We start from the raw sequence: 26,299 nt of genomic DNA, 5'->3' as shown, positions 1-26,299 counted from the left end.
ATAGGGAAAACTATTGGGGGCGAAACACTCGGGCTGCAGAGCGATTCGGCCCGCCGCTGGGGAACCGGCGCCCCGACGAGTTCGACCCGGACCAAGGCCGGTTCCTGGACGACCCGCAGGTGAGCCGTCGTTGGGGATGGCCGACGGATGCGCGTTCGACGCCGAGGGAAACCTCTGGGTCACAATCGTTTTAGCGAACAGGATCGTGGCATTCCGCCACGACGGCACGGCAACCGTGGTACTCGACGACCCTGACGGTGCGGTGTTAAGCGGCCCCACGAGTATTGCCTGGGGCGGTCAGGAGATGCGCGACATCTACATCGGTTCGATCCTGGTCCCCTACGTTCGCAAGGAGAGAAGCTCGGTGCCGGGCCTGCAGATGATCCACCAGCGCTAGAGCCCTGGCCTGGACGGGCTTCTTCGCCCGTATGCCTGCTGCACAGTCGATCTCGCTTAGACCCGCTTGAGGTGGTTGGTGATGATCGGCGTGACCCGCGCGATGAGTTCGTCCACTGGTGTGGACGCGATCGGCTCCACCTGCAGCACGTGGCGCAGGTAGGCGATGCCCAGGAGTTGGGCCATCGCCAAATCGATCCGCAGTTCGGCATCCGATCCCTTCAGCGGCTTGGCCAAGTGCGGGTACAACTGGCCCTGAATGAACTGACGCACCAGTACGGTGGACTCCTCGTGGGTCGCCGCGCCGCGCAGGATCGCCAGGAGCGGGGCGCGCGAGTCCGGGTGCTCCCACGCTTCGAAGAACACCCGCGTCAGTCGCGCACCGATTTCGCCGCGCTCACCGCTGATTATTCGGGTCCCAAGCTCGGCTGGCTCGAACGGCCATCCCACGGTGGACCGGAATAGCTCAGCCTTGCTGCCGAAATAGTGGCGGATCAGTGCCGGGTCGACGCCGGCCGCGGCGGCGATGTCGCGGACCGAGGTCTTGTCGTATCCGGAGTCGGCGAACAGCCGTCGAGCGGTCGCCACGATCGCGTTGCGGGTGTCGGGGTTACCCGGACGTCGTCCAATCGGGCGCATAGTCCTGAAATTCTACAGCCGTTGACTTCCGCGCCCACGGTCGCTAACCTGGGCGTATAAATTCCACAGGCGAGGAGTTTCGGAGATGCCGACACCACGATGGGTCGCCAAAGCCAATAAGATCGGCCTCAATCGCGTCACCAGGTACATCGCCCCCTGGGCACCGGGATGGGCGGTCGTCATCCATCGCGGTCGCAAATCGGGCCGCACCTTCCGCACCCCGCTGTGGGCGTTCCGTCGCCACAACGGATTTGTGATTGCGCTGACCTACGGTCCGGGCACCGACTGGGTGCAGAATGTCCTAGCCGCGGGCGGTTGCGAACTGCAGAGTAGGCGGCGACACTACCAACTCGGCGCCCCGACGATCTTCCGCGACGAGAACGCGACCGACATGCCGCCGTTCATCCGGTTCATGCTCCGCAGGGTGATCAAGGCGCCAGAGTTCCTGAAGCTCGACGTGGTGCGCGAACTGGCGCCCGCACGCTGATTTGGCCGGATTCCGTTGTCAGGGTTGAAAGAAGAGGTGAGTCCAGTGACGGTGGACCTACCGAGCAGTCCGCTCGGGGAAGTAGATCCGCAGTTCGAAAAGCTCGCGGTCGAAGGGATCGCTGCGTTCACGTTCGCACTGCCCGGGACCAGCGTCCGCGAAAAGCTACTGCAGAACCTGACCCTGGATGTGTGCCGTTCATATATGGGGCTGGCCTTCCGGATGCACATCACCGCGGCCCTGATGCACGGTCTTACCTACGCCGACCTGTTGGCCGCGATCCGGTTTATCGCCCCATACTCGGGTTATCCGGCCGCAGCCGACGCCCTCGCCCGGCTCAAGGAGGTCGCGACCGAGATCGGTTTGGACACAAGCGATCTCGGTGAGCCGCCGATGACCGGCGCCGGGGGCGACGGTTTGGCCCGCCTCGACACCGCAGACGAATGGACCACCAAGTTCCTTGATTGGCAGCTATCGCGGGCGTGGTCGGAGGATCGACTGAGCATGCGAGAGCGCGCCATCATGGCGCTCACCTCCGATGTCAGCCAGCAGGCTCTGGACGAGACTTTCCATCGGCACGTCGAACTCGCGCTCGACACCGGTCTCGGCGCGGACGGCGTCCGCGACGTGGTCCGCTTCTGCGCCGAGCACGGCATCGCCCGCGTCGTGGCGGCGCTGAGAGAGCTCGACAACGTGTTGTCGACAGCTCACTGAACGTCGCGCTCCAGCGGCGCCTCTGATATCGACCCGATCTGCGCGCAGCTGGGGCAGCGTGATCTCTTGCAGCTCAGAGGAGTTCGGGGCCGCCCCGCGCAGCCGGCCACTAAGGTCACGGTCACTCCGCCACGCGTATGTCCTAGTCGTGTTCGCGTTTGTGGAGCGTGCGTGAAGCCGGACGCAGGGCCCATGACGCGACCGTCAGTACGAGCAGAATGGAGCAGATCGGGACTTCTTGGACATCCTTGCCCGTGGTCAAATGCGACACGATGGCCCCCGAATAGACAAAGAAGATGCCGGCGTAGGCCCACTCCTTGACCAGCGGAAGCCGTGGCACGACGAGGGCAGCCGCGCCGAGCAGTTTCCATGTCCCTAGCAAAACCAAGAAGTACGTCGGATAACCCACGTGCGTCACGACGTCGCGAACCAACGGAACGCGGAGCACATCCCAGATGCCTCCCAGTGTCAACTCAGCGACGAGCAGGGCGGTGGCAATCCAGTAGGTGGTCATCTGGGCGCGAGTGCGCATGTCAGGGGTTGTTGTGATCGCAGTCATTTCAGAGTCTCCTTGAAGCGTCGTAACGAATGGTCTACTGCTACGACACCCCACGACGCCAGAACGTGACCGCCGACGACCTCAGGTTCTGTGATAGATCGGTTGGATCGCGGGACGTCGGGTGATCTTGCCGCTCGCAATTCACCGACTACCGCGGCACCTTGCTCGTCATGTCCACGGCCGTCGCCCACACGGTGCTGACGTGGTACTACTACGGCAGCGAAATCATCGGCGGCTTGCCGTCGGTGAACACCTCGAGTTTCTTCGACCTGGGCGTGAAGTTCATCATGCTCAACATGCCCTGGCTCATCGCGCCCTGGCTAGTACTCGCCTGGGGATACCAAATGCTCAAACGCCAATTCGCAGCCATTGCCTAACGGCCAGGAATGGTCAACGGCACCACGGCCTGAGCACACTGGCCCGCCCTGTGCCGGGTGAGGGTCTTTCATGCTGGGCTGCTCGACCCGGTGAGCTCGCGTACCCTCTACTAGCCTGACATCGGGTTGCGACAAGTCCACAAGGGAATCGATGAGCGGAAGCGGCAAGACCACAATCGGGGTGACCGGTTTGCACGCCGTCGGGTGCGGCGTGGATCGTCCGGAACACGTTGTGGTGGCTGGTGATGGTCGGGTGTTCGCGTCAGACAAGGCCTCAGCCGTCGCAGAACTCGTTGATGAGAACACTGTTCGACGCATAGGCCAGGCCGGCGGCGAGCCGAACGGTATTGCTCTCGACCGCGACGGCCACTTTCTGATCGCCAATTGGGGCTTGGGTGTGTTGCAGGATCTCGACCCGCAGACCGGCGCGATCACGGTGGTATTAAGCGGCCAACTTGACGGACACCCGCTGCGATGGCTGAACTTCGTTCTGGTGGATTCCATTGGGGCGTTGTGGTGTTCGGTGAGCACGACGGCAGACGATCTGCTGGACACCATTGCGCGCGGCACCGCCGACGGGTTCATTTGTCGGGTCACACCAGATCGCCAATCCGCGCAAGTGGTCGCCGACGCGGTGAGCTTCCCGAACTGCATGGCGCTGGATCGTAACGAGGACTTTCTGTATGTGGTCCGGACGGTGGCCGCCGACGTGGTGCGGTTTCCGATCCACGGCGAAACACTCGGGCCGCCAGAGCGATTCGGCCCGCCGCTGGGGGACCGGCGCCCCGGCGAGTTCGGCCCCGACGCCGGCCGGTTCCTGGCCGACCCGCAGGTGGGCCGCCGATGGGGGATGGCCGACGGATGCGCGTTCGACGGCGAGGGAAACCTCTGGGTCACACTCGTTTTGGCGAACAAGATCGTGGCAATAAGCACGGACGGCCAGGCGCAAACGGTACTCGAAGACCCCGACGGCGCGCTATTGAAAGGCCCGACCAGCATCGCCTGGGGCGGACACGACATGCGCGACATCTACATCGGCTCGATCACGGCCCCATATGTGCTCAAGGGGAGAAGCTCGGTGCCCGGCCTGCCGCTCGTGCACCGGCGCTAGCCAGTCGACGGCCCGGGTTTCATGAAGTCCGGCAGCGCCGCCTCCGGGTCCGCCGGGATCATCGATTCGGGCAGGTTCCACAGCTGGCGAATGGTGGCACCGCCGTCGACGACGAGGGTCTGACCGGTGATGCGCGCGGCCAGCTCGGAGGAGAGGAACAACGCGGCGTTGGCGACGTCGTGCGCCCGCGGCGCGGCCAGCGGGTTGATCCCGTTGACGGCATACTCACCAGGCGGCTGATCCTCGTTGCCGGAGCCCACATTGCCCGGGGCGACCGCGTTGGCGCGAATGCCGTACCGGCCCAGTTCGTCGGCGAAGGTCTTGACCAGCGCGATGACGCCGGCCTTGGCGGCGCCGTAGGCGGCGTGGTAGGTCGCCGAGGCGATGCCGTCGACCGACGCGATCGCGACCAACGATCCGCCGCTGCCCTGGGCGATCATGTACCGCGACGCGGCCTGAAAGAGGTAGAAGACCTGGGTCAGGTTGTAGTGGATCGCCGCGTCCCACAGCTCGGTGGTGAAGTCCTCGACCTTCGACCAGGTCGCACCACCGATGATGTCCACGCACACGTCGATACCGCCGAGCGCTGCCTCGACGTCGTCGATCGCCCGACCGACCTGCTCGGAGTCGGTCATGTCGGCGATGATCGGGATGGCATGACCGCCCCTGCCGACGATCTCGCCGGCGATGCGCTCCGCGCGCTCCTCGTCGATATCGATGCAGGCCACCGAGGCGCCGGCTTCGGCCAGGGCCAACGACGTGAACCAGCCGTGGCCCGCGCGCTCGGGGATGTAGCCGGCACCCGACACCACCGCACGCTTGCCGGATAGTCCCAAATCGATCACGTCGACCTCCTTTGCGCGCCAACTGGCCAGCGTTGATGGTGGAGTATCAAGGCAGCCTGGACCACAGTCAACGAGTCAGCACGCCGAATCGGGTTCCTCGACTCCAGCGCCGGCGGCCTGACATTCAAAGTCCTTGCCGTCCTTCAGATCTTCGCCATGCCCGCCCCGGAACTGCCCTGCCAGCTGCTCGCCCAAGCCAACGAGCCCCCGGCCGACGGTCACCAGCGCCCGGCCCGTAAAGCTTCCTACAACTTCGAGCGTGGCCAGCGCAGCGTCGAGCACGCTGGGAATGTGGAAGTCCTCCCACGTCTCGACCTGGTGCTGCCGCGCCTCCGCGAACCGGTCGAGCTCGTCGCGCAGGGCGCCACGCTGTTTGGCCAGCTCCCGCACCGCCCAGAACCGGAAGCCGTCGATGGCCTGCGTCTTCCCGAACCGGTCGAGGATCTCCTTCGCGCTCCGGTAAATGTCGAGGTCCTCGCGCAGATGGTGGTCGACGAGCCCGCGAGCTTCGTCGATTGCCCGTAGCAGCTGCTCGGGCTGCGTGGCTTCGATGCGTGCGAGGTTCAGCCGCTGCCACTTGTGCAACGCTTCCTCGGCGATCACCAGCAGGCTCAGAGTGTCGCCCAGCCGGTTCTCGCTGATGGCATTTCGCAGCTTCGAGGCGCGCTGCTGCACGCCCAGGGTGTGATCGAACGACGCCAGGATCCGGCTGACATGGTTGCGGAGTTGCTCGACGGTGACGTTGAGCGCGGGTCCCAGCGCGGCCACCGAATCCCAGTACGCGTCGGGCAGCGACCCGTACTTGTCCAAGGAGTCGACCATCCGCGAGATCGTCAGGCTGGTGCCCAGGACGTCGCCGGCGCGCTGGGCCCGGGCGACTTCGAGCACCGCCTCGACCTTGTCCTCCACCCGCCGCACGGCGTCTTCCACCTCGGCGACCGCGGACTTCAACGCCATCTGCACCGCGAGCATCTGCGCAGACAGCATCACCTCCGGGCCGATCAGTTCCGGTCGCCATTGCAGCTGAGCCAGGAGCGGGCCGGCATCGGCGCCCGTCGTCAGCCGGAAGAACCCGTCGGCGACGGGAACCAGATTGCCTTCCCTCAACGCGTCCACGGTGTCGCGATGCAACTGCACGTACTTGCCGGAGTCGGCCAGTAGCGAAGCCAGCCCGGCGATCGCCGCGTTCGCGAGCGAGGCGCTGTCGATGCCGGCGACCCGGATGGCTTGGCCTGCGGTCGCGCGCAGCCGGGTCAGGTAGGACTCGACGGCGGCGGGGTCGCCGCCCAGCAGCAGGGACTCGTCCTGGAACGACACCACGACCTCGTCGTTATCGGTGGTTGCCGACACGTCGGACACCTCGGTCACGGCACCCCCTGGTCCTTCGGCGCGGCAGCAAGCGGGCCAAGAGTTAACAGGAATTTGTCGGCTAGCAAATGCGGACATTACACCCAAGCCGTAGCGGCGCCCCACGGTTCGCCGCCAGTTCGGGAGGAATTCACCCGGCACGGGAGCGGTCGGCGCCGTGCCCAGGTGTCCGCCTCACCCAGCCGGGCTGTAACCCCCCGTAACCTTGCACGATGTGGCCGCACGCAAACCCCCTCGGCTGACAGTCGAAGACTGGCTACAGGCGGGCTACACGCTGCTCGCCGAACAGGGAATGCGCGCGCTGAAGATCGAACGCCTGTGCCAGCAGGCGGGCGTCACCCGGGGCAGCTTCTACTGGCACTTCGCCGACATGGACAGCTACCGGGCCGCGCTGGTCGAATCGTGGAACATTTTCCTGGAAAAAGACCGCCAGTCGCTGGCCGAGCTCGACGCGCTACCACCGCGAGAACGCCTGTCCGCCATGATGACCGCGTTGACCAGCCCGGGGCATTGGACGCTCGAGCGCGCGATGCGCGAATGGGCGCGCACCGACCCGGCCGCCGCCGCCAACGTCCGCGCGGCCGACCGGCGCCTGCTGCGCGCCGTGACCAAGGCCTACAGCGACTACGGTTTCAGCCCCGAGGACGCCAAGCTGCGCGCCGAGCTGACGTTCGCCGCCGGGATCGGGCTGCTACACCTGGCCGGCTCGGCCCAGCAGGCGCAGAAGATCGCTCAGCGGGAACGCTTCCTGGAACTGATGCTCAAGGACTAAATCATCGCGATCGGCGAAATCTTGGCGCCAATCGCCAAGGCACCGGCCAACTCTCGGCTCACGTCGTAGTCGAACACGACATGCCCGGCCGCGATGTCCACGTCGCGTTTGAAGCGCTGCAGCGGGTTGGACAGGAACTGCGCGCTGGCGCCGGAGGCGTCCAGCAGATCGGCAATAATGGCCCGGCTCTCGTGCACCGTGTGGGCGGTTGCGAGCCGCGCCTCGGCCCGCACCGCTCGGTGCACCCGCTCGCCGCGGGCCACCAGGTCATCGATGCGCCGAGCGGTCTCGTCGACCAGCGCCCGCAAAGCGCGCAACCGAACCCGCGCACTCGCGAGCCGGATCTGCGCGGCGGGCTGATCCTTCTGCGCCACACCGCTATACGCCAGGACACGCTCGCCCAGCCGCTCGGCGAACAGCTCGGTCACCCGTTCGGCGGCGCCGAGCACCGGCATCGACGCCACCAGCGCCAGCGCGGGAACCATCGGCCACCGATACGTCGGCACCGCGTGCGCCATAGCGCCCGGCGCCGTTCCGGCGTAGATGTCGGCCACCGCGACCATGCGGTGCTCCGGAACGAAGACGTCGGTGACGACGACGTCGTGGGAGCCGGTGCCGCGCATGCCGGCGGTGTGCCAGGTGTCGGCGACCTCGACCTGGTCGGCGGGCAGCACGACCAGCACCGGATCGATGCGGTCCGACCGCTCGATGAGCGCCCCGACCATCACCCAGTCCGCGTCCATCGCGCCCGTGGCCCACGACCACCGGCCCGTCAGCCGCACCCCGCCGTCGGCCGGGACGCCCCGGCCGGTGGGGGCCAGGGGAGCAGGCGCCAGCACCGGGCCCGAGGCGAACACCTCCTCCTGGACCCGCATGTCGAACAGCGACAGCATCCAGTTGTGCAGGGCGTAGAAACCCAGCGTCCAGGCGCTGGACGCGCACCCGTGCGCCATCCGCCGAACCGGTTCCAGCAGTTCCGGGAACGACGCCTGGATGCCGCCGAAGCGCGCCGGGAGCAACAGCCGGAACAGGTCGGTCTGCCGGAACTCGCTGACCGTCGCCGCGGGCAGCCGGCGCAGCCGCTCGGCCTCCTCGGCGCGCTCGGCCAGTCGCGCGACGAATTCGTCGGTGATGCCGTACGTCGGATGAGCGTCGACCGCGGACATGGCGCCGACCGTACCATACTATTTTGTACGGTCACGTAAGCGGTTCAAGCGGAACAACTCTCAGCCGATGTCGTAGGAATCCCGCGACACGCGGAAGTAGTGCCCGGTGCTGCTGTCGGTGCACGTCATGCCGGACGGTTCGCTGCCGCACGTGATCGTTCCCGCGGACATGGATTGGCCGTAGTCGAGTGTCGGCTCGCCGGCGACGCGCAGGGTGTCGCCGTGGCAGTGGATGGCGGCAGGCTGACCCGCCGTCAGGACGAAGCGATTGCCCCAGGCGAGGTGTTTGCCGCACTCCGGGGGTGGCGGTGGCTGGTAATCGAAGTCGCTGATGTCGCATGCGACAAAGGCGCTGTCCAGGACGCAGTAGATGTTCCCGGACGGGGATTGGAAATTCAGAGTGTCCGCGCGTGCGGTCGGTGGCACGGCCATGGCCGCCGCGACCGTGGCACCGATGACGAGCGCCTGTCTGATCATTTGCTGAGCGTAAGCGCAGGGGCTGTTCGTCGGGGCATAAATGGACTACAACTGCATGATGGAAGCGAACATGATCGCGGCGGTGTCGGTTGCGGCGGCCATCACCGCGGTGGGCTCGGCGGCCATCGCCCATGCGGAGCCGTTCTACCAATTCCAGTCGCCCTCGGGAGACGTCACCTGTGTGATGGCGGCGTTCCAGGGCGACGCGCCCCGCGCGTCCTGCGGCGTCACCGACCCCACCTACGTGATGCCGCCACGTCCGCAGTCCTGCGTGGGGGCCTTCGGCGATCAGGTTGACATGGCCCAGGGCAGCTCACCGGCCATGGTCTGCCACACCGACACCACCCGCGGCATGGGACTGCCCACGCTCCAGGTCGGTGAGACGCGTTCGGTGGCCTCGCTCACCTGCAAGGGCGAGGTCGCGGCCATCACGTGCACCGACTCCAGCACCGGTCACTTCTTCCGCATCTCGCGCGAGGCATACAACCTGAAATAGAGCAACCGCTCTGTTATGATGCCGGGATGCCGCGCCCCCGCGTTCACGACCAGGATCGGATCCTGGATGCCGTCGAACGGCTGGCGGTGCAGTCCGGGCCGGCATCGGTCACGATAAGAGCCGTCAGCGACGCGACCGGTGTATCCAACGGCGCGCTGTACCACACCTTCGGTTCGCGGGCGGGACTCGTCGGGCGCGCCTGGCTGCGGGCCGGACACCGATTCCTCGGCGCGCAGGGCGATTTGATCGACTCCGCCCCCGAGGGCGACGGCATTGCGGCCGTGGTGGCGGCGGCCGAGGCGCCGGCCGTCTTCGCCGCAACCCACCCGGAGTCGTCGCAGCTACTGCTGACGGTGCGCCGCGAGGAGTTGCTGGGTCCCGATACGCCGCCGGACGTCGCGACGCAGCTGCGCGACCTGGACCGGCTGCTGGTGGAGGCGATGATTCGGCTGGCCCGCCGACTGTGGGACCGCAAGGACGCGGCGGCCGTCGACGTCATCACGGCCTGCATCGTCGACCTACCGACCGCGATCCTGTTGCGCCACAACCGGATCGACGACCCGGACGCGCGGGCGCGGCTGCGCGCGGCGGTCAAAGCTGTGCTCGACGCCGGGGCGCCCCGACGCAAAACCAGAGAAAGGGCCACCACATGACACCGACATTCGGCTGGGACGAAAAGATCGCGATTCTGAACCTCGGCGAGGACGAGAATCGTTTCTCCCCAGGGTTTCTCGACGCGATCGACGAGCGGCTCGACGAAATTCAGCAGGCCGGCGCCGAGGGCCTCGTCACCACCGGGGGCAACAAGTTCTACACCAACGGACTGGATCTGGACTGGCTGGGCGCCCACTCCGACCAAATGCAGTCCTACGTCGCGCGGGTGCAGGCCCTGCTGGCTCGCGTCCTCACCTTCCCCATGCCGACCGCCGCCGCGATAACCGGACACGCCTTCGGCGCCGGCGCCATGCTCGCGATGGCCCACGACGTGCGGGTGATGCGCGCCGACCGAGGATTCTTCTGCTTCCCCGAGGTCGACATCCGCATTCCGTTCAGCGACGGCATGGCCGCCCTGATCCAGGCCAAGCTCACGCCCCGCGCCGCGGTGGCCTCCATGACGACCGGGCGGCGGTTCGGTGGGGAAGAGGCCGCCGAATTCGGCATCGTCGACGCGACCGCCGCCGAGGGCGAGGTGACCGCGGCCGCGACCGAGCTGCTGCGCCCGCTGGGCGGCAAGGATCCCGGCACGCTCGGCGCGATCAAGCAGACCATGTTCCGCGCCGCGGCCCGGGCGTTGACCGACGTCTGATTGCTACCATCGCGCGGTGAGTGACCACCCCGGCCGCCGGGGATCCTTCTCGCGGCGCGACGTGCTGAGGTTCGCGCCGGTGCTGCTCGGTGCCGGGGGCCTCATCACCGCTCCGCGCGCGGCGGCAGGCCTCGCCGGGTCGGCCGTCTTCCTGGACCCGGGCCACAACGCCGTCAACGACGCGTCGATCAGCCAGCAGGTCCGCAACGGTCGCGGCGGGACCAAGGCGTGCCAAGCGTCGGGCGCCGCCACCGACGGGGGCTATCCCGAGCACGCGTTCACCTGGGCGGTCGTGGGGCTGATCAACGAATCGCTCAACCAGATGGGCGTCCGCACCCAGCTATCGCGAGGCGACGACAACTCCGTCGGCCCCTGCGTGGATGAGCGCGCGGCGGCGGCCAACGCGATGCGTCCCGACGCGATCGTGAGTGTCCACGCCGACGGCGGACCCGCGTCCGGCAGCGGCTTTCACGTGAACTACTCGAGCCCGCCGTTGAACGCCGTGCAGGCCGGCCCCGCCGTGCAGCTGGCCACCATGATGCGGGACGCGTTGTCGCAGGCGGGTTTTCGGCCGGCCAACTACATCGGGTCGGGCGGCCTGTACGGCCGCGCCGACCTCGCGGGGCTGAACCTGGCCCAATACCCGGCGATCCTGGTCGAACTCGGCAACATGAAAAACGCCGAGGATGCCGCGCGGATGCAACGCGCCGACGGGCGGGCGAAGTATGCCGCCGCGGTCACCCAGGGGATTGTCGCCTACCTGAACGCCAAATCGAACTAGCCGGAACGCGAAGCGAGCCTGCGACAAAGGGCAGGCCAGCTGGCACGTGTCGGGCATATGCACGCCACTGATCTCCGAACTCCGCGGCGAGTGCCTGCTCCTCGCGACGAGCGCGGCCGGTGTTGGTGACGATCTCCGCTCCCAGCAACAGCACAACGCTCCACGTCCGGTACAACAAAACGGCGCCCATGAATTGGACGATTGCCCCCACGTACATCGGGTGCCGTACCACGGCGAAGGGGCCGGATGTCACCAGCCGGTGGTCTTCGTAGAGCTCGGCCCCCGCTTCGGTCGAAATGTTGTACATCTCGCCAAGGGTCACGCGTCCCCAGACGACGGACCCGAATCCCACGCTGTACAAAACGACTCCGAGTGCAAGCGCCAGTACCCGCCACCGCCTCGGGAGCGGCAATGGGACCCGCCGGTTCAGCGGGACCAGAGCGGCCATGCCGACCAGGCCGGCGAGAAGCATCCCGAGAAGTGTTGGTAGCGGCAGTCGTTCGTAGGCGCGACCAACGGTGCGCCCTTTGGGTCGATGCCACGCGCGCGAGACCCCGACGACCACCATCAGGGTTTCTCCGGCGAAGCCGAGCATCCCGATCCGTCTGGCCCAGACCTCCAGCCGTTCAAGCGTCGGCATGTCGGCCTGCCGGAAGTTCGTCATGGAGAGCGCCCGCCGTCAGCTAGCAGCGTGCTGCGCCGGCGACGCGAGGGGAGAGGACTCGATGCGCTGCTCGTGGCTTTGGTGCAACCAGACGAAGTCGTGGATCCCGGCCAGTTGCAACAAGATTCGCAACCTTACTGGCCACGCGCGCATCACGTCGGGGCAGGAGACGAGTTCCGGCCGCTCGAGCGGATAGGTCTGCCCTTTCCAGGCCAGGGTGCACACCCCCGTGGCCATCAGGTTGCGGTACCAGTCGGTGTGCGGGCCGTAACCCAGCGGCAGAAGAAAGCCGTCACGGTAGGGAGTCGCGCCGAGCGACGTCTGATACACGCGCCAGCTGCGGCGGCCCACGTGGGTCAGTAGCCCCCATGACGACCGCTTCGTTCCCGCGATCCTGCGAGTCAACGCGTTGTACCTCGTCAAGAATGCCTTGAACGGGCCGATCCTGAGCATGAGGTCTCGGTTTCGTCGGAAGACCCTTGGCAGGATCACCAGCCAGGCCAACACCACAAGCACTACAAGAAGCAGGCCGCGACCCAGCCTGCGTCCCGCGTTATCGAGCGCCATGCACCAAGCTGACACCCGGCGGGCCGTCGTCCACCAGAGACGAAAGTCATCGTGCGCCGCGTGGCCTAGCCGAGCGGTCGCTCAGCCGGAGAAGCCCCTGACCGGAGGTGCCGCGGGTCCGCCGGTGCCTGCGTCGAGGTGGCTGGAGGCGAAGGCGACGCCTTTGTCGATCATGGCGCCGTCGTCGGCGTAGGTGTTGTGGGCGGCGAAGTTCATGCCGTCGGAGCAGACCGGGTCCTCGGTGGCGCAGACTTTGATGGTCTTGTTCTGGTAGGCCGGCCCGATGACGACGGGGGGTTCGCCGAGGAAGTTCATGGCGCGCACGTTGGGCATGCCGAACAGCACGACCGAGGAGACGTGGTCGGCCACCGAGGGGTCCAGGGGTTTGGGCACGGTGTTGGGGTCGACGCCGTCGGGGACGGCGGCGGAGGTGACGAAGCCCATCACGGCCGCGCCCTGGGAGTAGCCGCCGAGCACCATTTTGGTGTTGGGGCAGTCGTGGGCCATCGAATTGACGTGGGCGCCTGCGTCTCTGATGCCGTCCAGGCCGGTGTCCCATTGGTCGCTGGCGGGATAGTTGACGGGGTAGACGTCGAAGGACTTGGCGCCCATGCGGGAGTGCAGGGAGTCGACGAAGGCCTGTCCGGTGGGGCCGACGCCGGGGGCTTCACCGGTGCCGCGGGCGAACACCACTTGGACGTCCGGGCATTGGGCGGAGGCGGAGGGGATGACTGAACCGGCGAGGGCCGACGCGCCGAGGCCGGACGCCGCGACTATCGCGGGAGTAAGGGAACGGATGAGTTGACGTGCGATCATGCCGCGGTTGATGCCCATGCGGACCCCTCCCAAACTGTCAGTCTGTCAAAAGCTTCGTCATCGTTTCCTGTATACCGATGCGCGGTCTCAACTGTCGGATGACGGCCGCGTGTCGTCGCACCAAATGACATACACCCAAAGGGCTCGGGCCGCAAAGTCATCTTGCGAAATCGGCTTGGAGCCTTCGTTTGGCGCCCGTTACCCCGGGTAGCCCGTCCAGCGAACACACTAGGGACACCGAAGGGAGACGATATGGCCACGGGTGAAACAGGTTTCGGGGACGTGACTTTCGACTTCATCTCCGTTCAGTACCACTCGCTGAAGGCCGGCCACGATTAGGGCCAGTACGTGCGTGACGCGAGGAACGCGGGCATGGACGACGTCGCGTCGTTCTTCAGCGAGGTGATGGAGCAAGATTCGGAACGTGCGCGGCGATGCCACGAATTCTGGGGCCGCCTCCAGACGACGGGCACGGCCGGGCCGGCCGCCCGGTAGAACACCGGTCTCGCAGCTTCGGCTCTGAGACAGAGGCTTTGGCGCGGGGTGGTCGTCCACCTCGGCCGCCCCGCCGCCAAGGGCGAGCGATCTCGCGTTCTGGGGCGGCCGACAGGTCCGCTGACGGTGTCAGCAAGGTCACATGCTGGCAAACACGTGTGCGTCTTAGACACGGGTTTATTAGAATTCCGTAAGGTTAGCGACAGTTCTTGATGTGTAATCGCGGGGCAAGTAGGCACGGAGCAGGCTTGTGAACACGGACCGTTTCGACGCCGTCATCGTAGGCGCGGGCTTTGGCGGCATCGGCGCCGCGATCCAGCTCAAGCGTCTCGGATATGACAACTTCGTCATCGTCGACCGCGAGGATGACCTGGGCGGTACCTGGCACGTCAACCACTACCCGGGCCTCGCCGTCGACATCCCGTCGACCACCTACTCCTACTGGTTCGAACCCAATCCGGGCTGGTCACGGCTGTTTGCGCCGGGTGCCGAGGTCAAGCAGTACGCCGCGGACGTCGCCGACAAGTACGACGTGCGCCGTCACATGCGGTTCAACACCACCGTGGAAGGCGCCCAGTGGGACGAGGACGCCGAAATATGGCGGGTGGCGCTGGCCGGCGGCGAGACCCTGACGACCCGCTTCCTGATCACCGCGACAGGCTTTTTGTCCCAGCCGCGGCTGCCGGAGATCCCGGGGATCGCGAGCTTCGAGGGCAAGATCGTCCACACCACCGCGTGGGACCACGACTACGACTACGCGGGACGCCGGATCGCCGTCATCGGGACCGGCGCGTCGGCGGTTCAGCTCATCCCGGAACTGGCCAAAGAGGCCGGGGACCTGACCGTCTACCAGCGCACCGCGACCCACGTGATGCCCAAACCCGACTTCGAGTTTCCGCCGGCGGTGCGCCACCTGTTCGCCCGGGTGCCGGTGGCGCAGCGCGCGCTGCGGTGGGTCACCGACGTCGTCCTCGAGATCATCATGGTCATCGGGGCGCTGCACTTCCGGGAGACCCGGGGGCGGGGCAACATCTCCGCCGCCGACCTGGCCAAGATCAACCGATTCCGGTGGATCCGGGACAAGGAACTGCGCGCCAAGTTTACCCCGGACTACGACTGCGGCTGCAAGCGGCCCACCATGTCCAACACCTTCTACCGCGCGTTCGCCAAGCCGCACGTGCACCTGGAGACCACCTCGATCGCGCGGATCGACCCGGACGGCATCGTCACCGTCGACGGGCGCAAGACCGTCATCGACACCCTGGTGCTGGCGACCGGTTTCGACCTGTGGGAGGCGAACTTCCCGGCCATCGAGGTGGTCGGCCGCAAGGGCCGCAACCTGGGTAAGTGGTGGCGCGAGACCCGGTTCCAGGCCTACCAGGGCATCTCGATGCCGTACTTCCCCAATTACTTGAGCCTGGCCAGCCCGTTCGCCTTCTCCGGACTGTCCTTTTTCCACACCATCGAGTACCAGATGCGGCACATGGACCGGCTGCTCGGCGAGGTCAAGCGCCGCGGTGCGACGACCTTCGAGGTGACCGAAGAGGCCAACGACCGGTTCATGGAGCGGATGACCAAACTGCTGGACGACACGGTGTTCTACGCGGGCAACTGCGCCACGTCGCGTTCGTACTACTTCAGCCCCAGCGGCGAGGCCTCGCTGCTGCGGCCGACGTCGACCCTGAACGCGGTGCAGGAAGGCCGCACGTTTCCGCTCAGCGACTACGCCATCGCCTAGCGCCACACCGGTCACACCGGCCCCGGCGCGGAAGTGGCCGGCTGTTTGCCCGCCTTTCAGCGACAAGTCCGGTGCGCGTCGGGGTTGTCGCTGAAAGGCGGGCAAAAGGCCACCGCCTTCTTTCCGGTGACTGGTGTGGCCGATGGGGCGCTAGCGATTCGGCGAATCACCCCGGCGCTGTTTGGTTTCGCCGAATCGGGGTAGTCGGCCGGAAGCAGAAAACGCGGACTTCCTCCGCTGCCGATGCGAAAGATGATGTGGCCCAATGGAAATACTGTGCCGTGTGTGTGCTTGCCTGGCGATCACCTTTGCCTTTGTGCTGGGGGCCATTGACCAGCCTGCGCATTCGGTCGCCTGCCCGAGCGCGCAACAGTCGCTGACAAGCGCCGCCCAAACGAACTAAAACAGAACACCGCAAGGAGCGAGTTCCTCAACGCACCGGGATCGAACCAGCCCACCATACTGCCCGCGCTCTTGCGGCTGCTGGGTGTCCAAACCGCCTCGGCCTACCAGCAACGCCCGGCCCTGACGGAGTGGCTCGAGCGCAACACCCCGAGTCCCGCGCTGCGAATCAGCCTGCGCACCAACGGCTATGGGGTGATGTTCCTGTCGTCGTTGCGCCCCATGCGCTCGACGGTGTCGGGTCTCAAAGCAACCGCCTAGGCGTCGGACGGCCAGTCGGCCAGCGTGGCCAGATAGAGCTGGCGGACCGCGGCGATCCCATCGGGCAACGTCTCAATTGTCCAGTCCTGCACCGAGATCGGCGGCAGCACGGCGACGTCCACCGTGCCGGGATTGATCGCGAGCGAATCGCGGGACGCGATGATCTCGGCGTTGCGGATCACGATCGGCACGATGGGGATGCCGGCGGCCATCGCGATGCGAAACGGCCCCTTCTTGAAGGGTCCGACCTCGGTGGTGTCCAGCGCGGTGCCTTCCGGGGCGATCAGGATGGACAGGCCCTTTTTCGCGCGCTCCTCGACTTCGCGCAAAGCTTCCACGGCCGCGGCTGTGTTGTCGCGGTCGATGAACACGCCGTCGGTCAACTTGAGCAGGGTGCCGATGATCGGGTCGCGCGCCAATTCCTTCTTGGCGATCTTGATCCAGTTGTCCCGCATCAGTGCGGCGCCGACGAAGGGGTCGACGCGGTTGCGGTGGTTGTAGATGAACACGGCCGGCCGCTGCGCCGTCATGTTCTCGACGCCGACCACGTTGATCCGTATGCCGTTGGCGGCGAGCAACAACCGGGGCCAGGTAGCGGTAAAGAAGTTCAGCCCGCGGCGACGGCTGCCGGTCAGCACGCCGAGCCCCAACGCCCCCGCCGCCAAGGGGAGGGCTGACGCGAATCCGACGACAAGGTTGCACTGCCTGCGGAGGTCGGCCATCATCGGCCGCTCCGACAACGCCGGCACCTTCATTGAAACCTCCCGGATCGCACGGATGTATTCGCGGCACCGCATGTGGGCCGACGAAACAACAAGGTGGGCAGCCCATTTAACGTGACCACGCGTGACTACTCGCTTTCTGTCAGGGCACGTACGGACGAACGGGTGCCGAACGGCCGGAGTAATGCACTGGCGGGACGGGGACGCACCGCCATCGGCCACCAGAACCAGCGGCCGAGCAGGACGGCGATGGACGGGGTCATGAACGCGCGCACCACCAAGGTGTCGAACAGCAAGCCCAGGCCGATGGTGGTGCCCACCTGGCCGAGCACCCGCAGTTCGCTGACCGCCATCGATGCCATCGTGAGGGCGAAAACCAAACCCGCGTTCGTCACGACTTTGCCCGTGCCGCCCATCGCGCGGATGATCCCGGTTTTCAGGCCGGCGCCTATTTCCTGTTTGAACCGGGCCACCAAGAGCAGGTTGTAGTCGGATCCCACCGCCAGCAAAATGATGACCGACATGGCGAGCACGAGCCAATGCAATTCCATTCGGATGAGGTGCTGCCAAAGCAGCACCGAGAGCCCGAAGGAAGCGCCCAACGACAGCCCCACCGTGCCCACGATGACCACGGCCGCCACAAAACTCCGGGTGATCACCAACATGATGATGAAGATCAAACAAAGCGACGAGATGGCCGCGATCATCAGGTCGTATCGGGCGCCGTCGGAGATGTCCTTGAAAACCGCTGCGGTGCCGCCGAGGTAGATCTTGGCGCCCTCCAGCGGGGTGGTCTTGAGCGCCTCCTCGGCTGCGCTCTTGATGGCGCTCACCCGGGCGAAGCCCGCGGGCGTGGCGGGATCCCCGCGATGGGAAATGAAGAACCGGGCGGCTTTCCCGTCTGGCGAGAGGAACAATTTCATGCCGCGTTTGAAATCGTCGTTGTCGAAGGCCGCCGGCGGCAGGTAGAACGAGTCGTCGTTCTTGGCCGCGTCGAAAGCCTGACCCATGGCGGCGGGATCGGTCGTGTTCGCCTGCATCTGGCCGATGACGCCGGACATGGTGCTGTGCATCGTCAGCATCATGCTGCGCATGCTCTGCATGGAGTCGATCATCGGCGGGATTTGCGAGAGCAGCTGCGGCAGCAGCACATCCACCTCGTCGAGATCGACTATCAGTTCGTCCAGCTTGTCGTTGATCTCGTCGACGCCGTCGATGGCGTCGAAGATGGATCGCAGCGACCAGCAGACCGGTATGTCGTAGCAGTGCCTCTCCCAATAGAAGTAGCTGCGCATCGGCCGCCAGAAGTCCTCGAAATCGGAGATGTCGTCGCGCAGTTCCGCCGTGATCGCCTGCATGTCATGCGTTTTCCCGACCAGGTGATGCGTCGTGCTGACCAGCTGGTGCATCGAGTCATACATGCGCTGCATGATGCCGATCATTTTCGCCAGCTCGGCGGCCTGCTTGAGCAGGTCATCCATGCGCTTGTTCTGAAAGACCGTATTTTGCAGCAGGATGGCGTTTTGCGCGCTGAGCATGAAGGGGAGCGTCGTGTGTGGAAGGGCGGTCCCGTCCGGCCTGGTGATGGCCTGCACCTTGGAAACACCGGGAACCGCGAGGACTCCCTTGGCCAACCTGTTCAGGACCAGAAAGTCCGCCGGATTGCGCAGGTCGTGGTCCGCCTCGATCAGCAAGATCTCCGGCTTCATCCGCGCCGGAGAAAAGTGGCGGTCCGCGGCGGCGTATCCGGCGTTCGCGGGTAGGTGGCCCGGCACGTATTGCCGGTCGTTATAGCTGGTCCGGTAGCCCGCCAGGGCGAGCAGGCCGACGAAGGCCACCGCGGAGGTCGCGGCGAGAACGGGTGCGGGCCAGCGGACCACGACGGTGCCCACCCGTCGCCAGCCGCGAACCTCGATCATCCGCCTGGGGTCGAAGAGGCCATGGCGACTGCCGACGGTGAGGACCGCCGGCCCGAGCGTGAGCGCTGCCAGGACCGCAACCAGCGTGCCCACCGCGCAGGGGATGCCGAGACTCTGGAAATACGGCAGTCGGGTGAAGCCCAGGCAATACGTCGCGCCCGCGATCGTCAGGCCGGAACCCAGAATGACGTGGGCGACCCCGCGGAAGGTGGTGTAGTAGGCGCGTTCCCGGTCCTCGCCGGCCTGACGGGCCTCCTGGTAGCGGCCGAGGAGGAAGATCCCGTAGTCCGTGCCAGCCGCAAGGACCAGGGAGGTGAGCAGGTTGATGGCGAAGGTCGAAAGCCCAATGGCGCCCAGGCTTCCGAGAAACGCGACGATTCCCCGCGCCGCCGCGAACTCGACACCGACCATCAGCAGCAGCAGGACGACGGTGCTGATCGAGCGGTAGACCGCCAGCAGCATCAGAAATATGACCGCGACGGTCGTGGCCGTGATGAGGATGACGGACTTGTCGCCGATCGCGTGCATGTCCGCGATCAGCGCCGACGGTCCGGTGAGATACACGTGCAGCCCCCTGGGCGGCGGCGTGCCTGCCACGATATTGCGCACCGCTTCAATGGATTCGGTGGCCAATATCTCGCCCTGGTTGCCGGCCAGATCCGGCTGGACGTAGGTCGCCTTGCCGTCGGCGCTTTGCGCGCCCGCGGCCGTGAGCGGGTCCCCCCAGAAGTCCTGCACGTGCTGGACGTGGCCGGCGTCGGCTTTCAGTTTCCGGAGCAGATCGGCGTAGTATTCGTGCGCCTCGTTACCGAGCTGTTGGTCGCCCTCGAGGACGATCATGGCCGCATTGTCGGAGTCCGATTCCCCGAAGACCTTGCCCATCCGCTTCATGGCCTGTATCGATGACGCCTCGTCGGGCGTCATGGATACCGAGTGTTCCTGCCCCACTCTTTCCAGCGACGGGACGCCGACGGCGACCACGACGGTGATTGTCAGCCACGCGATGATGATCGGCACCGCAAAGCGACGGATGGCGCGCGCGGTGAATGGCCGCTCCGAATGGCTGACGGCCGTCTGTGCGTTTATCACGCGGATTCTACGAGGCGGTTGACAAGGATGCGGGCCTTTGCGTTGCCGAGAATGGGGATCGATCGGGCGGGCGGGGTGAACGCACAGTCACGATATACATGTGTTGAACAACACGCCTGTATTGAGTTAAAGTTTGCCGAAGATGTGAAATTTACCCAAGCGTAGACGCCGTGAGTGGCATAGTGTTTGGGGCAGTGGCATCATGGAATACCCACTGCCAGAAGGGGATTCGTGGTGGGTGCTCGCATGCGCGAGCTCGCCCCGCCGGATCCCGTTCCTGCACTTTGAAGATGGGCGGTGCTCATGTCCCAACAGCCCTCGGTCTCGATCGTCATTCCGGCCTTCAACGAGGAGCACTTCATCGGCCGCTGCCTGCAGTCCTGCGTCAGGCAGACCTCGCCTCCCGACGAGATCATCGTCGTCAACAACAGGTCGACCGACGCCACCGTCTCGGTCGTGCGGCGGTATCAGAAAGAGCACCCGCATCTCCGCATCCGCCTGCTCCACCAGAACGGACATCAGGGCATCGCCCCGACGCGCAACCACGGATTCGACCACGCGCGAAGCGACATCATCGCCCGGACGGATGCCGACGCCATGATCGCCGACAACTGGGTCGAGACCATCCGGGGGCGCTTCGCGGATCCGGCCATCGACGCGGCGAGCGGCCCGATTGCCCTGTACGACATGCCCCTGCCCGGCTTCCTCTTCTGGCTCGACCGCAAGCTCCGGCTAAAGCACAGCCGGGAAAAGAACGAGCGGTTTCTGCTGGGTGCCAACATGGCGATCCGGGCCCGGGCGTGGCAGACGGTGCGCCACCTGACGCAGCTGGACGTGGAAGACCAACTGCACGAAGACGTCGATCTGGCCCTGACGCTGTTCAAGAACGGCTTCGAAATCGTCTACGAGCCAACCATGGTCGCCGCCATGTCCGGGCGGCGCTTGGAGAGCTCCCTGCGCGACTTCTACCACTATGTGACGCGCTATACCCGGACGACCGAATTGCACGGCATCAAGAGCCGGACGGCCCGCACCACGGTCGTAACCCTGATGCTGCTCTACTTTCCGTTCCGCGCGATCCGGTTGTTCTACGACGCCGGCGACTTTCACCTCACCTTGCTGCGACAGAGCCGTGCGGATGCGTCCTCGGTCGAGCTGCCGAAGGGCGCGTGACCGGACGCGACTAGATCAGCAGGGCCACCGTCGTCACGGCGATGAGCACCAGCACGGCCACGCCGACGACGTAGACCGGGCGTCGTGGCGTGACGCGCCGCGGCATGGGCCGCTGTTGCAGGATGCGTTGGCGCTGAACGGCGATCACGAACGTTCCCAACGCCACTAGGCCCGCGAGCCCGGCGGGGATGAACGAGTCCGGTCCCACCGGGCCGTGCAGGTTCCTGATCATCAGCAGGGCGCCATTGCCCAGAAACGCGAACGAGGTCCGCGTCCAGGCCAGGATCGTCCGTTCTACCGGGAGGCCGGGCCGGTCGCCGGTCATGGCCGCGTCGGTCAACGCAGCACCGCCTTGGCGATCACCAATCCCAGGGCGACGATCGCGACCAGCGTGAGACCGATCGCGAGGTAGGTCGGCGAGGGATGACGCGGCAACGGCCGGCCGTGGCGCATGGCGTCATCCGCCTGCCGCCAGCGCAACAGGCCCATCCCGCTGGTGAGGATGGCAAGCACGGCGAGCCCCGCGCCCAGTACCCGGCGGGCGCCGGGGATCCCAAGCTCGGGGACCAACTGCACGAGCGCCACCGCCGCGGCGAGCAGCCCGAGCGCGGTGCGCTGCCAGGCCAAGAAAGTCCGCTCGTTGGCGAAGGTGAACCGGTAGTCGGGCTCGTGCTCGTCGGCGGGGTCGGCCACCGGGACATCGTAGATCCATCCGGGCAGCGGGTTGCATGATTGCGCGTGTGGTTAAGGCTTTGTTGTTCGACGTGCAGGGTACGGCGACGGACTTCCACTCGACCGTGTGCGACGAGGCGCGGCGGATCAGCGCCGGCCGCTTTGCCGACGTCGACTGGCCCGACCTGGTGCGGCGTTGGCGCGCAGGCTACTTCGCGACGCTGGAGGGGGCGCGGGCTTCCCGCAGCGGCTGGGTGCCGGTCCACTCGGTGTATCGCCGGGCGCTGGACGCCGTGCTCGACGAGCGCGGCATCGCGTTTCCAGACGCCGAACGAGAAGAGCTGACCGGGGCTTGGCGGCGGTTGAAGCCCTGGCCGGACGTGGTGCCCGGGCTGGCGCGGCTGAAAGGCGGGCACACGCTGGCCACCCTGTCGAACGCCGACGTGTCGGCGGTCATCGAGATCTCCAAGCGCGCCGGCTTGCGGTGGGATGCGGTCTTCGCCGCGGAGATGGCCGGGGTGTTCAAGCCCGACCCGGCGATCTATCGAATGGCCGCGACCTACCTCGGCCTGGACCCCGGCGAGATCATGATGGTGGCCAGCCACAAGTACGACATTCGCGCCGCGGCCCGGCTGGGGTTCCGGACCGCCTTCGTCGCGCGTCCGCTCGAGTTCGGCGCCGACGGCGGGGCCGACGTCGCCTATTCCGACGAGTTCGACGTCAACGCATCCGACTTCGTCGACCTCGCACGGCAACTCGGCTGCTGAACAGCGGTGCGCTTAGGCACTCAGCAGCGCCGGGTCGGGCTTTTCCGACGACATCGACAGGAATCCGCGCGCGCAGCGCGCGGCCAGCAGCCAGTTCGCCGGCTTCGTCATGTCCAGCCCGCCGAGGAGCTGCTTGATCATGGTCAGCGTGTCGAAGTAGATGCGTTCGCAGACAAGGGTTTCGGTTTCGTCGAAGACGAAGTAGGCGGTCATGCGGACCCGGAACCGGCTGCCGGTGGGCGGAACCTTGCCCAGGTAGCCGCGATGGGTGCCCATCAACCAGAACTCGACGATCACCGCGTCGGCGCTGTGCCGCAGCGCGATGATCTCGTGATCCTGGTCGGGAAACGCGGTCCGCGTGTAGGTGTAGTAGTCGCGCACCGCCGTCTCGCCGTCGTGGACGATCATCTGCGGGATCAGCTCGTAACGCGGATGCGGGAAGGTCGACAACACGTCGTCCCAGGCCTGGCGGACCTCGTCATGGAAGTGGTCGAGCACCAGCTTCTCGCGGGCGGCCAGCACCTCGGCGGGCGGGAACGCGGGAATCGTCATGCCGGTAACGATAAACCCCGCGAGCAGACGCAAACTCGCACGATCGAGCGCCGTGCGATGCGAGTTTGCGTCTGCTCGCGCAAAAAGGGGGCGACTACCCGCGCGGCGGGGTCCAGGCGACCGGCAGGGCCTTGATGCCGTGGATGAATTGCGACAGCAGCCGCGCGGGCTCCTCGACCGCGACGATGTCGGGCATCTCGCGGCGCAACTCGTCGAAGACGACCCGGATCTCGCGGCGAGCGAGGTTGGCGCCCAGGCAGAAATGCGCCCCGCCGCCGCCGAACCCGAAATGGGGGTTGGGGGTGCGTGCCAGGTCGAACAGCCAGGGGTTGGCGAACTTTGACTCGTCGCGGTTCGCCGAGTTGTACCACAGCACCGCCTTGTCGCCCTCGGCCATCTTGGTGCCGCTCAGCTTGAAGTCGCGGGTCAGCGTCCGGCGCATGTAGACCACCGGCGAGGCCCACCGCACGATCTCCTCGACGGCCGTGGGCGCCAGATGCTCGAAGTCGGACCACCACTTGTCCCGCTCCTCGGGGTAGCGGGACAGGGCCAGCACGCCGTGGCTGATCGCGTTGCGCGTGGTCTCGTTGCCCGCCACCACCAGCAGGATGAAGAAGGACGCGATCTCCGCGGACGACAGCCGTTCGCCGTCGACCTCGGCTTCGACCAGGCTGCTGGTCAGGTCGTCGTGGTGATTGACGCGGCGGTCCTCGGCGAGCGCGGTGGCGTAGGCGCCGATGTCCATCGAGATCTTGAGGAATTCGTCGAAATCGGTCGTCAGGTCTGGGTCGCCGAACCCGAGAATCACGTTGGTCCAGTGGAAGATCCGCTGATGGTCCTCCTCGGGGATCCCCATCATGTCGCAGATGATCTGCAGCGGCAGCGGGCCGGCGAGCTCGGTCACCAGGTCGGCCTCCCCGTTGGGATGGTTGGTGATCAGCGACGCGACCAGCCGGCGGGCCCGCTCGCGCACCGACGCCTCGATGCGCGCCACCACCTTCGGGGTGAACGCCCGGCTGACGATCGAGCGCAGCCGCTGGTGCCGCGGATCGTCGAGCACGATCATCGACCCGAAGTACTCGGCGATCTCCGGCGCGTTGTCGTTGACCGTGATGTTGGGGCTGCTGCTGAAGATTTCCGGGTGACGGCTGGCGAAGTGAACGTCGTCGTGTCGGGTGAGAGACCAATACCCGTCGCCCCCCTCGAATCCCTCCATCTCGATCGCGGGCCAGAACGAGATGGGCGCCTCGCGGCGCAGGGTGGCGAAGGCGCCGTCGCGGAAGTCGTCGTCGAGACCCCAGAAATCCAGCGAATCGAGGTGGATGTCGGAGAGCGGCACCTCGGGCGGTGGCGCCCCGTTCGTCCGCGTCGCGATACCCGTCTTGAGACTCACCGAGGACCTCCTGGGAAGCGTGAATTGTTAGTGCGCACAGACGGTCCTGCCGCCGGCCGACTGCGCATCGGCGACCACGTTGCCATCCAGCAGGATCTGGCACCGGATGGGGCCAACCCCCTGGGCGCTGATGACGAACACCTGACCGCCGAAGGCGGTGAACTCCGTCGACCACGGCAGCGGCGCGTTTACCTGGTGCAGCTGGCCGGCGTCGGTCTGGTACGAGATGTACTGCGCGACGCCGGCGCCGGTCACCTCGTAGCGGGCTTGGGGCATCTGGGGGATCGCGTGGGCCACACCGGGTGCGGCCCCGACGCCGAGGGCGAACAGGATCGAGAGCCCGCGCACATGCTTGGTCATGATTTGCATCGTGTCACCACGCGCGGTGCTACGGAAGCTTTCCGCCCAGACGAAGCCGAGCCGCTCTAATGTGAGTCCACGGGGGGCTGGCACGGGAAGGTGAGTATGTCGGGACACGGCTCAAAACGTGTGGTGGTCTGGGGCACCGGCTTCGTCGGCAAGATGGTGATCGCCGAGATCGTCAAGCATCCGCTGTTCGAGTTGGTGGGGGTCGGCGTCAGCAACCCCGACAAGGTCGGGCGCGACGTCGGCGACATCTGCGGGCTGCCCGAGCCGACGGGCATCATCGCCACCAACGACGTCGACGCCCTGATCGCGCTGAAGCCCGACGCGCTGGTGCACTACGGCCCCACGGCGATGCACGCCAAGGACAACATCGCGCTGATCACCCGCTTCCTGCGGGCCGGCATCGACGTGTGCTCGACGGCGATGACCCCGTGGGTCTGGCCGACCATGCACCTCAACCCGCCGCAGTGGATCGCGCCGATCACCGAAGCCTGCGAGCTGGGGCAGTCGTCCTGCTTCACCACCGGCATCGACCCCGGGTTCGCCAACGACCTGTTCCCGATGACGCTGATGGGCCTGTGCTCGGAGGTGCGCCGGGTGCGCGCCTCCGAACTGCTCGACTACACCAACTACGAGGGCGACTACGAGGTCGAGATGGGCATCGGCCGCGAGCCCGAATACAGCCCGATGCTGGAAGACTCCAACATGCTGATCTTCGCGTGGGGGGCCACCGTCCCCATGATCGCCCATGCGGCCGGCATCATGCTCGACGAGATCACCACCACCTGGGACAAGTGGGTGACGCCCACCGAACGCAACACCGTCAAGGGCGTCATCAAGCCGGGGCACGTCGCCGCGGTCCGGTTCACCATCAACGGAATCTATAAGGGCGACACCAGGATTCAGCTCGAGCACGTCAACCGCATCGGGCTGGACGCCGCCCCCGACTGGCCGTCCGGCCACGACAACGACGTCTACCGGGTCGACATCGAGGGCACGCCGAGCGTCTTCCAGGAAACCGCGTTCCGGTTCACCGACGGCTCCGGCCGGGACGCGGCCACGGCCGGCTGCCTGGCCACCGGGATGCGGGCGCTCAACGCCGTGCCGGCCGTCAACGACCTGCGGCCGGGCTGGGTCACGCCGCTCGACCTGCCGCTGATCGCCGGGGCGGGCAACATTCGCTGACGGGCACACAGCCGGCACCTAGGT

At 66.4% G+C, this 26,299-nt stretch carries 30 protein-coding genes and 2 pseudogenes; 16 read left to right on the top strand and 16 right to left on the bottom strand.

Annotated features, from left to right (window positions below; translation table 11 throughout):
* Nucleotides 1-136: 136 nt before the first annotated feature.
* Entirely contained in the window at nt 137-397 is a 261-nt protein-coding gene (locus KXD96_RS19340; RefSeq protein WP_260745457.1) for an SMP-30/gluconolactonase/LRE family protein, read from the top strand.
* 56 nt (nt 398-453) lie between these two features.
* Here the strand turns inward: KXD96_RS19340 and KXD96_RS19335 are convergent, their stop codons facing one another.
* The gene (locus KXD96_RS19335) at nt 454-1,035 is read right to left on the bottom strand and encodes a TetR family transcriptional regulator (protein WP_260738879.1); all 582 of its coding nucleotides are present in this window, start codon (nt 1,033-1,035) and stop codon (nt 454-456) included.
* Between the two features lie 85 nt (nt 1,036-1,120).
* Here KXD96_RS19335 and KXD96_RS19330 point away from each other — a divergent pair, with 85 nt between their 5' ends.
* Together KXD96_RS19330 and KXD96_RS19325 are read left to right on the top strand one after the other, a co-directional pair.
* Nucleotides 1,121-1,522 carry a nitroreductase family deazaflavin-dependent oxidoreductase gene (locus tag KXD96_RS19330; protein WP_260738878.1) on the top strand — a complete coding sequence of 134 codons (402 nt, stop codon included), beginning with the start codon at nt 1,121-1,123 and terminating at the stop codon, nt 1,520-1,522.
* A gap of 45 nt (nt 1,523-1,567) precedes the next feature.
* A complete protein-coding gene (locus KXD96_RS19325; RefSeq protein ID WP_260738876.1) occupies nt 1,568-2,236 on the top strand; it encodes a carboxymuconolactone decarboxylase family protein in 669 nt (222 codons plus the stop codon).
* A gap of 142 nt (nt 2,237-2,378) precedes the next feature.
* Here KXD96_RS19325 and KXD96_RS19320 read toward each other — a convergent pair whose 3' ends face one another.
* A complete protein-coding gene (locus KXD96_RS19320; protein ID WP_260738874.1) occupies nt 2,379-2,795 on the bottom strand; it encodes a DoxX family protein in 417 nt (138 codons plus the stop codon).
* 170 nt (nt 2,796-2,965) lie between these two features.
* On the opposite strand from KXD96_RS19320, the gene KXD96_RS19315 reads away from it, so the two are divergent.
* Together KXD96_RS19315 and KXD96_RS19310 are read left to right on the top strand one after the other, a co-directional pair.
* Complete coding sequence (locus KXD96_RS19315; protein ID WP_260738872.1) at nt 2,966-3,172, top strand: hypothetical protein; 207 nt, start codon at nt 2,966-2,968, stop codon at nt 3,170-3,172.
* Between the two features lie 151 nt (nt 3,173-3,323).
* Complete coding sequence (locus KXD96_RS19310; protein WP_260738870.1) at nt 3,324-4,283, top strand: SMP-30/gluconolactonase/LRE family protein; 960 nt, start codon at nt 3,324-3,326, stop codon at nt 4,281-4,283.
* Here the strand turns inward: KXD96_RS19310 and KXD96_RS19305 are convergent.
* Both KXD96_RS19305 and KXD96_RS19300 read right to left on the bottom strand, forming a co-directional pair.
* Nucleotides 4,280-5,128 carry an SDR family NAD(P)-dependent oxidoreductase gene (locus KXD96_RS19305; RefSeq protein WP_260738868.1) on the bottom strand — a complete coding sequence of 283 codons (849 nt, stop codon included), beginning with the start codon at nt 5,126-5,128 and terminating at the stop codon, nt 4,280-4,282. The genes KXD96_RS19310 and KXD96_RS19305 overlap by 4 nt on opposite strands.
* Before the next feature lie 75 nt (nt 5,129-5,203).
* A complete protein-coding gene (locus KXD96_RS19300) occupies nt 5,204-6,478 on the bottom strand; it encodes a hypothetical protein (protein WP_313901662.1) in 1,275 nt (424 codons plus the stop codon).
* A gap of 232 nt (nt 6,479-6,710) precedes the next feature.
* On the opposite strand from KXD96_RS19300, the gene KXD96_RS19295 reads away from it, so the two are divergent.
* Nucleotides 6,711-7,268: a TetR/AcrR family transcriptional regulator gene (locus KXD96_RS19295; RefSeq protein WP_396877014.1), complete on the top strand. Its 558-nt coding sequence runs from the start codon at nt 6,711-6,713 to the stop codon at nt 7,266-7,268.
* Here the strand turns inward: KXD96_RS19295 and KXD96_RS19290 are convergent.
* Nucleotides 7,265-8,434, bottom strand: coding sequence for an acyl-CoA dehydrogenase (locus KXD96_RS19290; protein ID WP_260738863.1), 1,170 nt, complete (start codon nt 8,432-8,434; stop codon nt 7,265-7,267). The two genes, KXD96_RS19295 and KXD96_RS19290, sit on opposite strands and share 4 nt — an antisense overlap.
* Nucleotides 8,435-8,494: 60 nt before the next feature.
* Entirely contained in the window at nt 8,495-8,911 is a 417-nt protein-coding gene (locus KXD96_RS19285) for a DUF6636 domain-containing protein (RefSeq protein ID WP_260738861.1), read from the bottom strand.
* A 40-nt stretch (nt 8,912-8,951) separates the two neighbouring features.
* Between KXD96_RS19285 and KXD96_RS19280 the strand changes: the two genes are divergently transcribed.
* The 4 genes from KXD96_RS19280 to KXD96_RS19265 all read left to right on the top strand — a co-directional run bounded on the left by KXD96_RS19280 (nt 8,952) and on the right by KXD96_RS19265 (nt 11,494).
* On the top strand, nt 8,952-9,407 hold the full coding sequence (locus KXD96_RS19280) for a hypothetical protein (RefSeq protein WP_260738859.1): 456 nt from the start codon (nt 8,952-8,954) through the stop codon (nt 9,405-9,407).
* A 26-nt stretch (nt 9,408-9,433) separates the two neighbouring features.
* Entirely contained in the window at nt 9,434-10,060 is a 627-nt protein-coding gene (locus KXD96_RS19275; RefSeq protein ID WP_260738857.1) for a TetR/AcrR family transcriptional regulator, read from the top strand.
* Nucleotides 10,057-10,713: an enoyl-CoA hydratase-related protein gene (locus KXD96_RS19270; RefSeq protein WP_260738854.1), complete on the top strand. Its 657-nt coding sequence runs from the start codon at nt 10,057-10,059 to the stop codon at nt 10,711-10,713. The genes KXD96_RS19275 and KXD96_RS19270 overlap by 4 nt, the downstream gene beginning before the upstream one ends.
* Nucleotides 10,714-10,777: 64 nt before the next feature.
* Entirely contained in the window at nt 10,778-11,494 is a 717-nt protein-coding gene (locus KXD96_RS19265; RefSeq protein ID WP_260745455.1) for an Rv3717 family N-acetylmuramoyl-L-alanine amidase, read from the top strand.
* Here the strand turns inward: KXD96_RS19265 and KXD96_RS19260 are convergent.
* From KXD96_RS19260 to KXD96_RS19250, 3 genes are all read right to left on the bottom strand, one after another.
* Nucleotides 11,451-12,158: an isoprenylcysteine carboxylmethyltransferase family protein gene (locus KXD96_RS19260; protein ID WP_260738851.1), complete on the bottom strand. Its 708-nt coding sequence runs from the start codon at nt 12,156-12,158 to the stop codon at nt 11,451-11,453. The two genes, KXD96_RS19265 and KXD96_RS19260, sit on opposite strands and share 44 nt — an antisense overlap.
* Before the next feature lie 15 nt (nt 12,159-12,173).
* Nucleotides 12,174-12,725 carry a hypothetical protein gene (locus tag KXD96_RS19255; protein ID WP_260738849.1) on the bottom strand — a complete coding sequence of 184 codons (552 nt, stop codon included), beginning with the start codon at nt 12,723-12,725 and terminating at the stop codon, nt 12,174-12,176.
* A gap of 81 nt (nt 12,726-12,806) precedes the next feature.
* Nucleotides 12,807-13,559, bottom strand: a complete 753-nt coding sequence (locus KXD96_RS19250; RefSeq protein WP_260738847.1) for a cutinase family protein — start codon at nt 13,557-13,559, stop codon at nt 12,807-12,809.
* Nucleotides 13,560-13,793: 234 nt separating this feature from the next.
* Between KXD96_RS19250 and KXD96_RS19245 the strand changes: the two are divergent.
* The 3 genes and pseudogenes from KXD96_RS19245 (at nt 13,794) to KXD96_RS19235 (ending at nt 16,437) form a co-directional block, all read left to right on the top strand.
* Nucleotides 13,794-14,036 (top strand): annotated as a pseudogene (locus tag KXD96_RS19245) (acyl carrier protein).
* A gap of 250 nt (nt 14,037-14,286) precedes the next feature.
* Entirely contained in the window at nt 14,287-15,774 is a 1,488-nt protein-coding gene (locus KXD96_RS19240) for an NAD(P)/FAD-dependent oxidoreductase (RefSeq protein WP_260738846.1), read from the top strand.
* Between the two features lie 474 nt (nt 15,775-16,248).
* On the top strand, nt 16,249-16,437 hold the full coding sequence (locus tag KXD96_RS19235; RefSeq protein ID WP_260738842.1) for a hypothetical protein: 189 nt from the start codon (nt 16,249-16,251) through the stop codon (nt 16,435-16,437).
* Nucleotides 16,438-16,439: 2 nt separating this feature from the next.
* Here KXD96_RS19235 and KXD96_RS19230 read toward each other — a convergent pair.
* Together KXD96_RS19230 and KXD96_RS19225 are read right to left on the bottom strand one after the other, a co-directional pair.
* A pseudogene (locus KXD96_RS19230) lies at nt 16,440-17,105 on the bottom strand (lysophospholipid acyltransferase family protein); the annotation flags it as partial.
* Between the two features lie 182 nt (nt 17,106-17,287).
* Nucleotides 17,288-20,167 (bottom strand): RND family transporter, encoded by a 2,880-nt coding sequence (locus KXD96_RS19225; protein WP_313901589.1) that lies wholly within the window; start codon nt 20,165-20,167, stop codon nt 17,288-17,290.
* Between the two features lie 303 nt (nt 20,168-20,470).
* Between KXD96_RS19225 and KXD96_RS19220 the strand changes: the two genes are divergently transcribed.
* On the top strand, nt 20,471-21,340 hold the full coding sequence (locus KXD96_RS19220) for a glycosyltransferase family 2 protein (RefSeq protein WP_260738839.1): 870 nt from the start codon (nt 20,471-20,473) through the stop codon (nt 21,338-21,340).
* A gap of 10 nt (nt 21,341-21,350) precedes the next feature.
* On the opposite strand, the gene KXD96_RS19215 is transcribed toward KXD96_RS19220, so the two are convergent.
* Both KXD96_RS19215 and KXD96_RS19210 read right to left on the bottom strand, forming a co-directional pair.
* Nucleotides 21,351-21,680 carry a DUF202 domain-containing protein gene (locus KXD96_RS19215; RefSeq protein ID WP_260738837.1) on the bottom strand — a complete coding sequence of 110 codons (330 nt, stop codon included), beginning with the start codon at nt 21,678-21,680 and terminating at the stop codon, nt 21,351-21,353.
* The gene (locus KXD96_RS19210; protein WP_260738835.1) at nt 21,677-22,033 is read right to left on the bottom strand and encodes a YidH family protein; all 357 of its coding nucleotides are present in this window, start codon (nt 22,031-22,033) and stop codon (nt 21,677-21,679) included. Before KXD96_RS19210 ends, KXD96_RS19215 begins: the two co-directional genes overlap by 4 nt.
* A gap of 35 nt (nt 22,034-22,068) precedes the next feature.
* Between KXD96_RS19210 and KXD96_RS19205 the strand changes: the two genes are divergently transcribed.
* Entirely contained in the window at nt 22,069-22,779 is a 711-nt protein-coding gene (locus tag KXD96_RS19205) for a haloacid dehalogenase type II (protein ID WP_260738834.1), read from the top strand.
* A gap of 12 nt (nt 22,780-22,791) precedes the next feature.
* On the opposite strand, the gene KXD96_RS19200 is transcribed toward KXD96_RS19205, so the two are convergent.
* The 3 genes from KXD96_RS19200 to KXD96_RS19190 all read right to left on the bottom strand — a co-directional run bounded on the left by KXD96_RS19200 (nt 22,792) and on the right by KXD96_RS19190 (nt 25,084).
* Nucleotides 22,792-23,331, bottom strand: a complete 540-nt coding sequence (locus KXD96_RS19200; protein ID WP_260738832.1) for an ester cyclase — start codon at nt 23,329-23,331, stop codon at nt 22,792-22,794.
* A 94-nt stretch (nt 23,332-23,425) separates the two neighbouring features.
* Entirely contained in the window at nt 23,426-24,724 is a 1,299-nt protein-coding gene (locus KXD96_RS19195; RefSeq protein ID WP_260738830.1) for a cytochrome P450, read from the bottom strand.
* Nucleotides 24,725-24,751: 27 nt separating this feature from the next.
* Nucleotides 24,752-25,084, bottom strand: coding sequence for an MmpS family transport accessory protein (locus KXD96_RS19190; RefSeq protein ID WP_260738828.1), 333 nt, complete (start codon nt 25,082-25,084; stop codon nt 24,752-24,754).
* A gap of 105 nt (nt 25,085-25,189) precedes the next feature.
* Here KXD96_RS19190 and KXD96_RS19185 point away from each other — a divergent pair, with 105 nt between their 5' ends.
* Complete coding sequence (locus KXD96_RS19185; RefSeq protein WP_260738827.1) at nt 25,190-26,275, top strand: dihydrodipicolinate reductase; 1,086 nt, start codon at nt 25,190-25,192, stop codon at nt 26,273-26,275.
* The last annotated feature ends 24 nt before the right edge of the window (nt 26,276-26,299 follow it).

The sequence above is a fragment of the Mycobacterium sp. SMC-2 genome, from assembly GCF_025263485.1.
Taxonomy (GTDB): Bacteria; Actinomycetota; Actinomycetes; order Mycobacteriales; family Mycobacteriaceae; genus Mycobacterium.
Note: the sequence above shows the minus strand (reverse complement) of the source record. Positions and strands in the feature narration are given on the sequence as shown.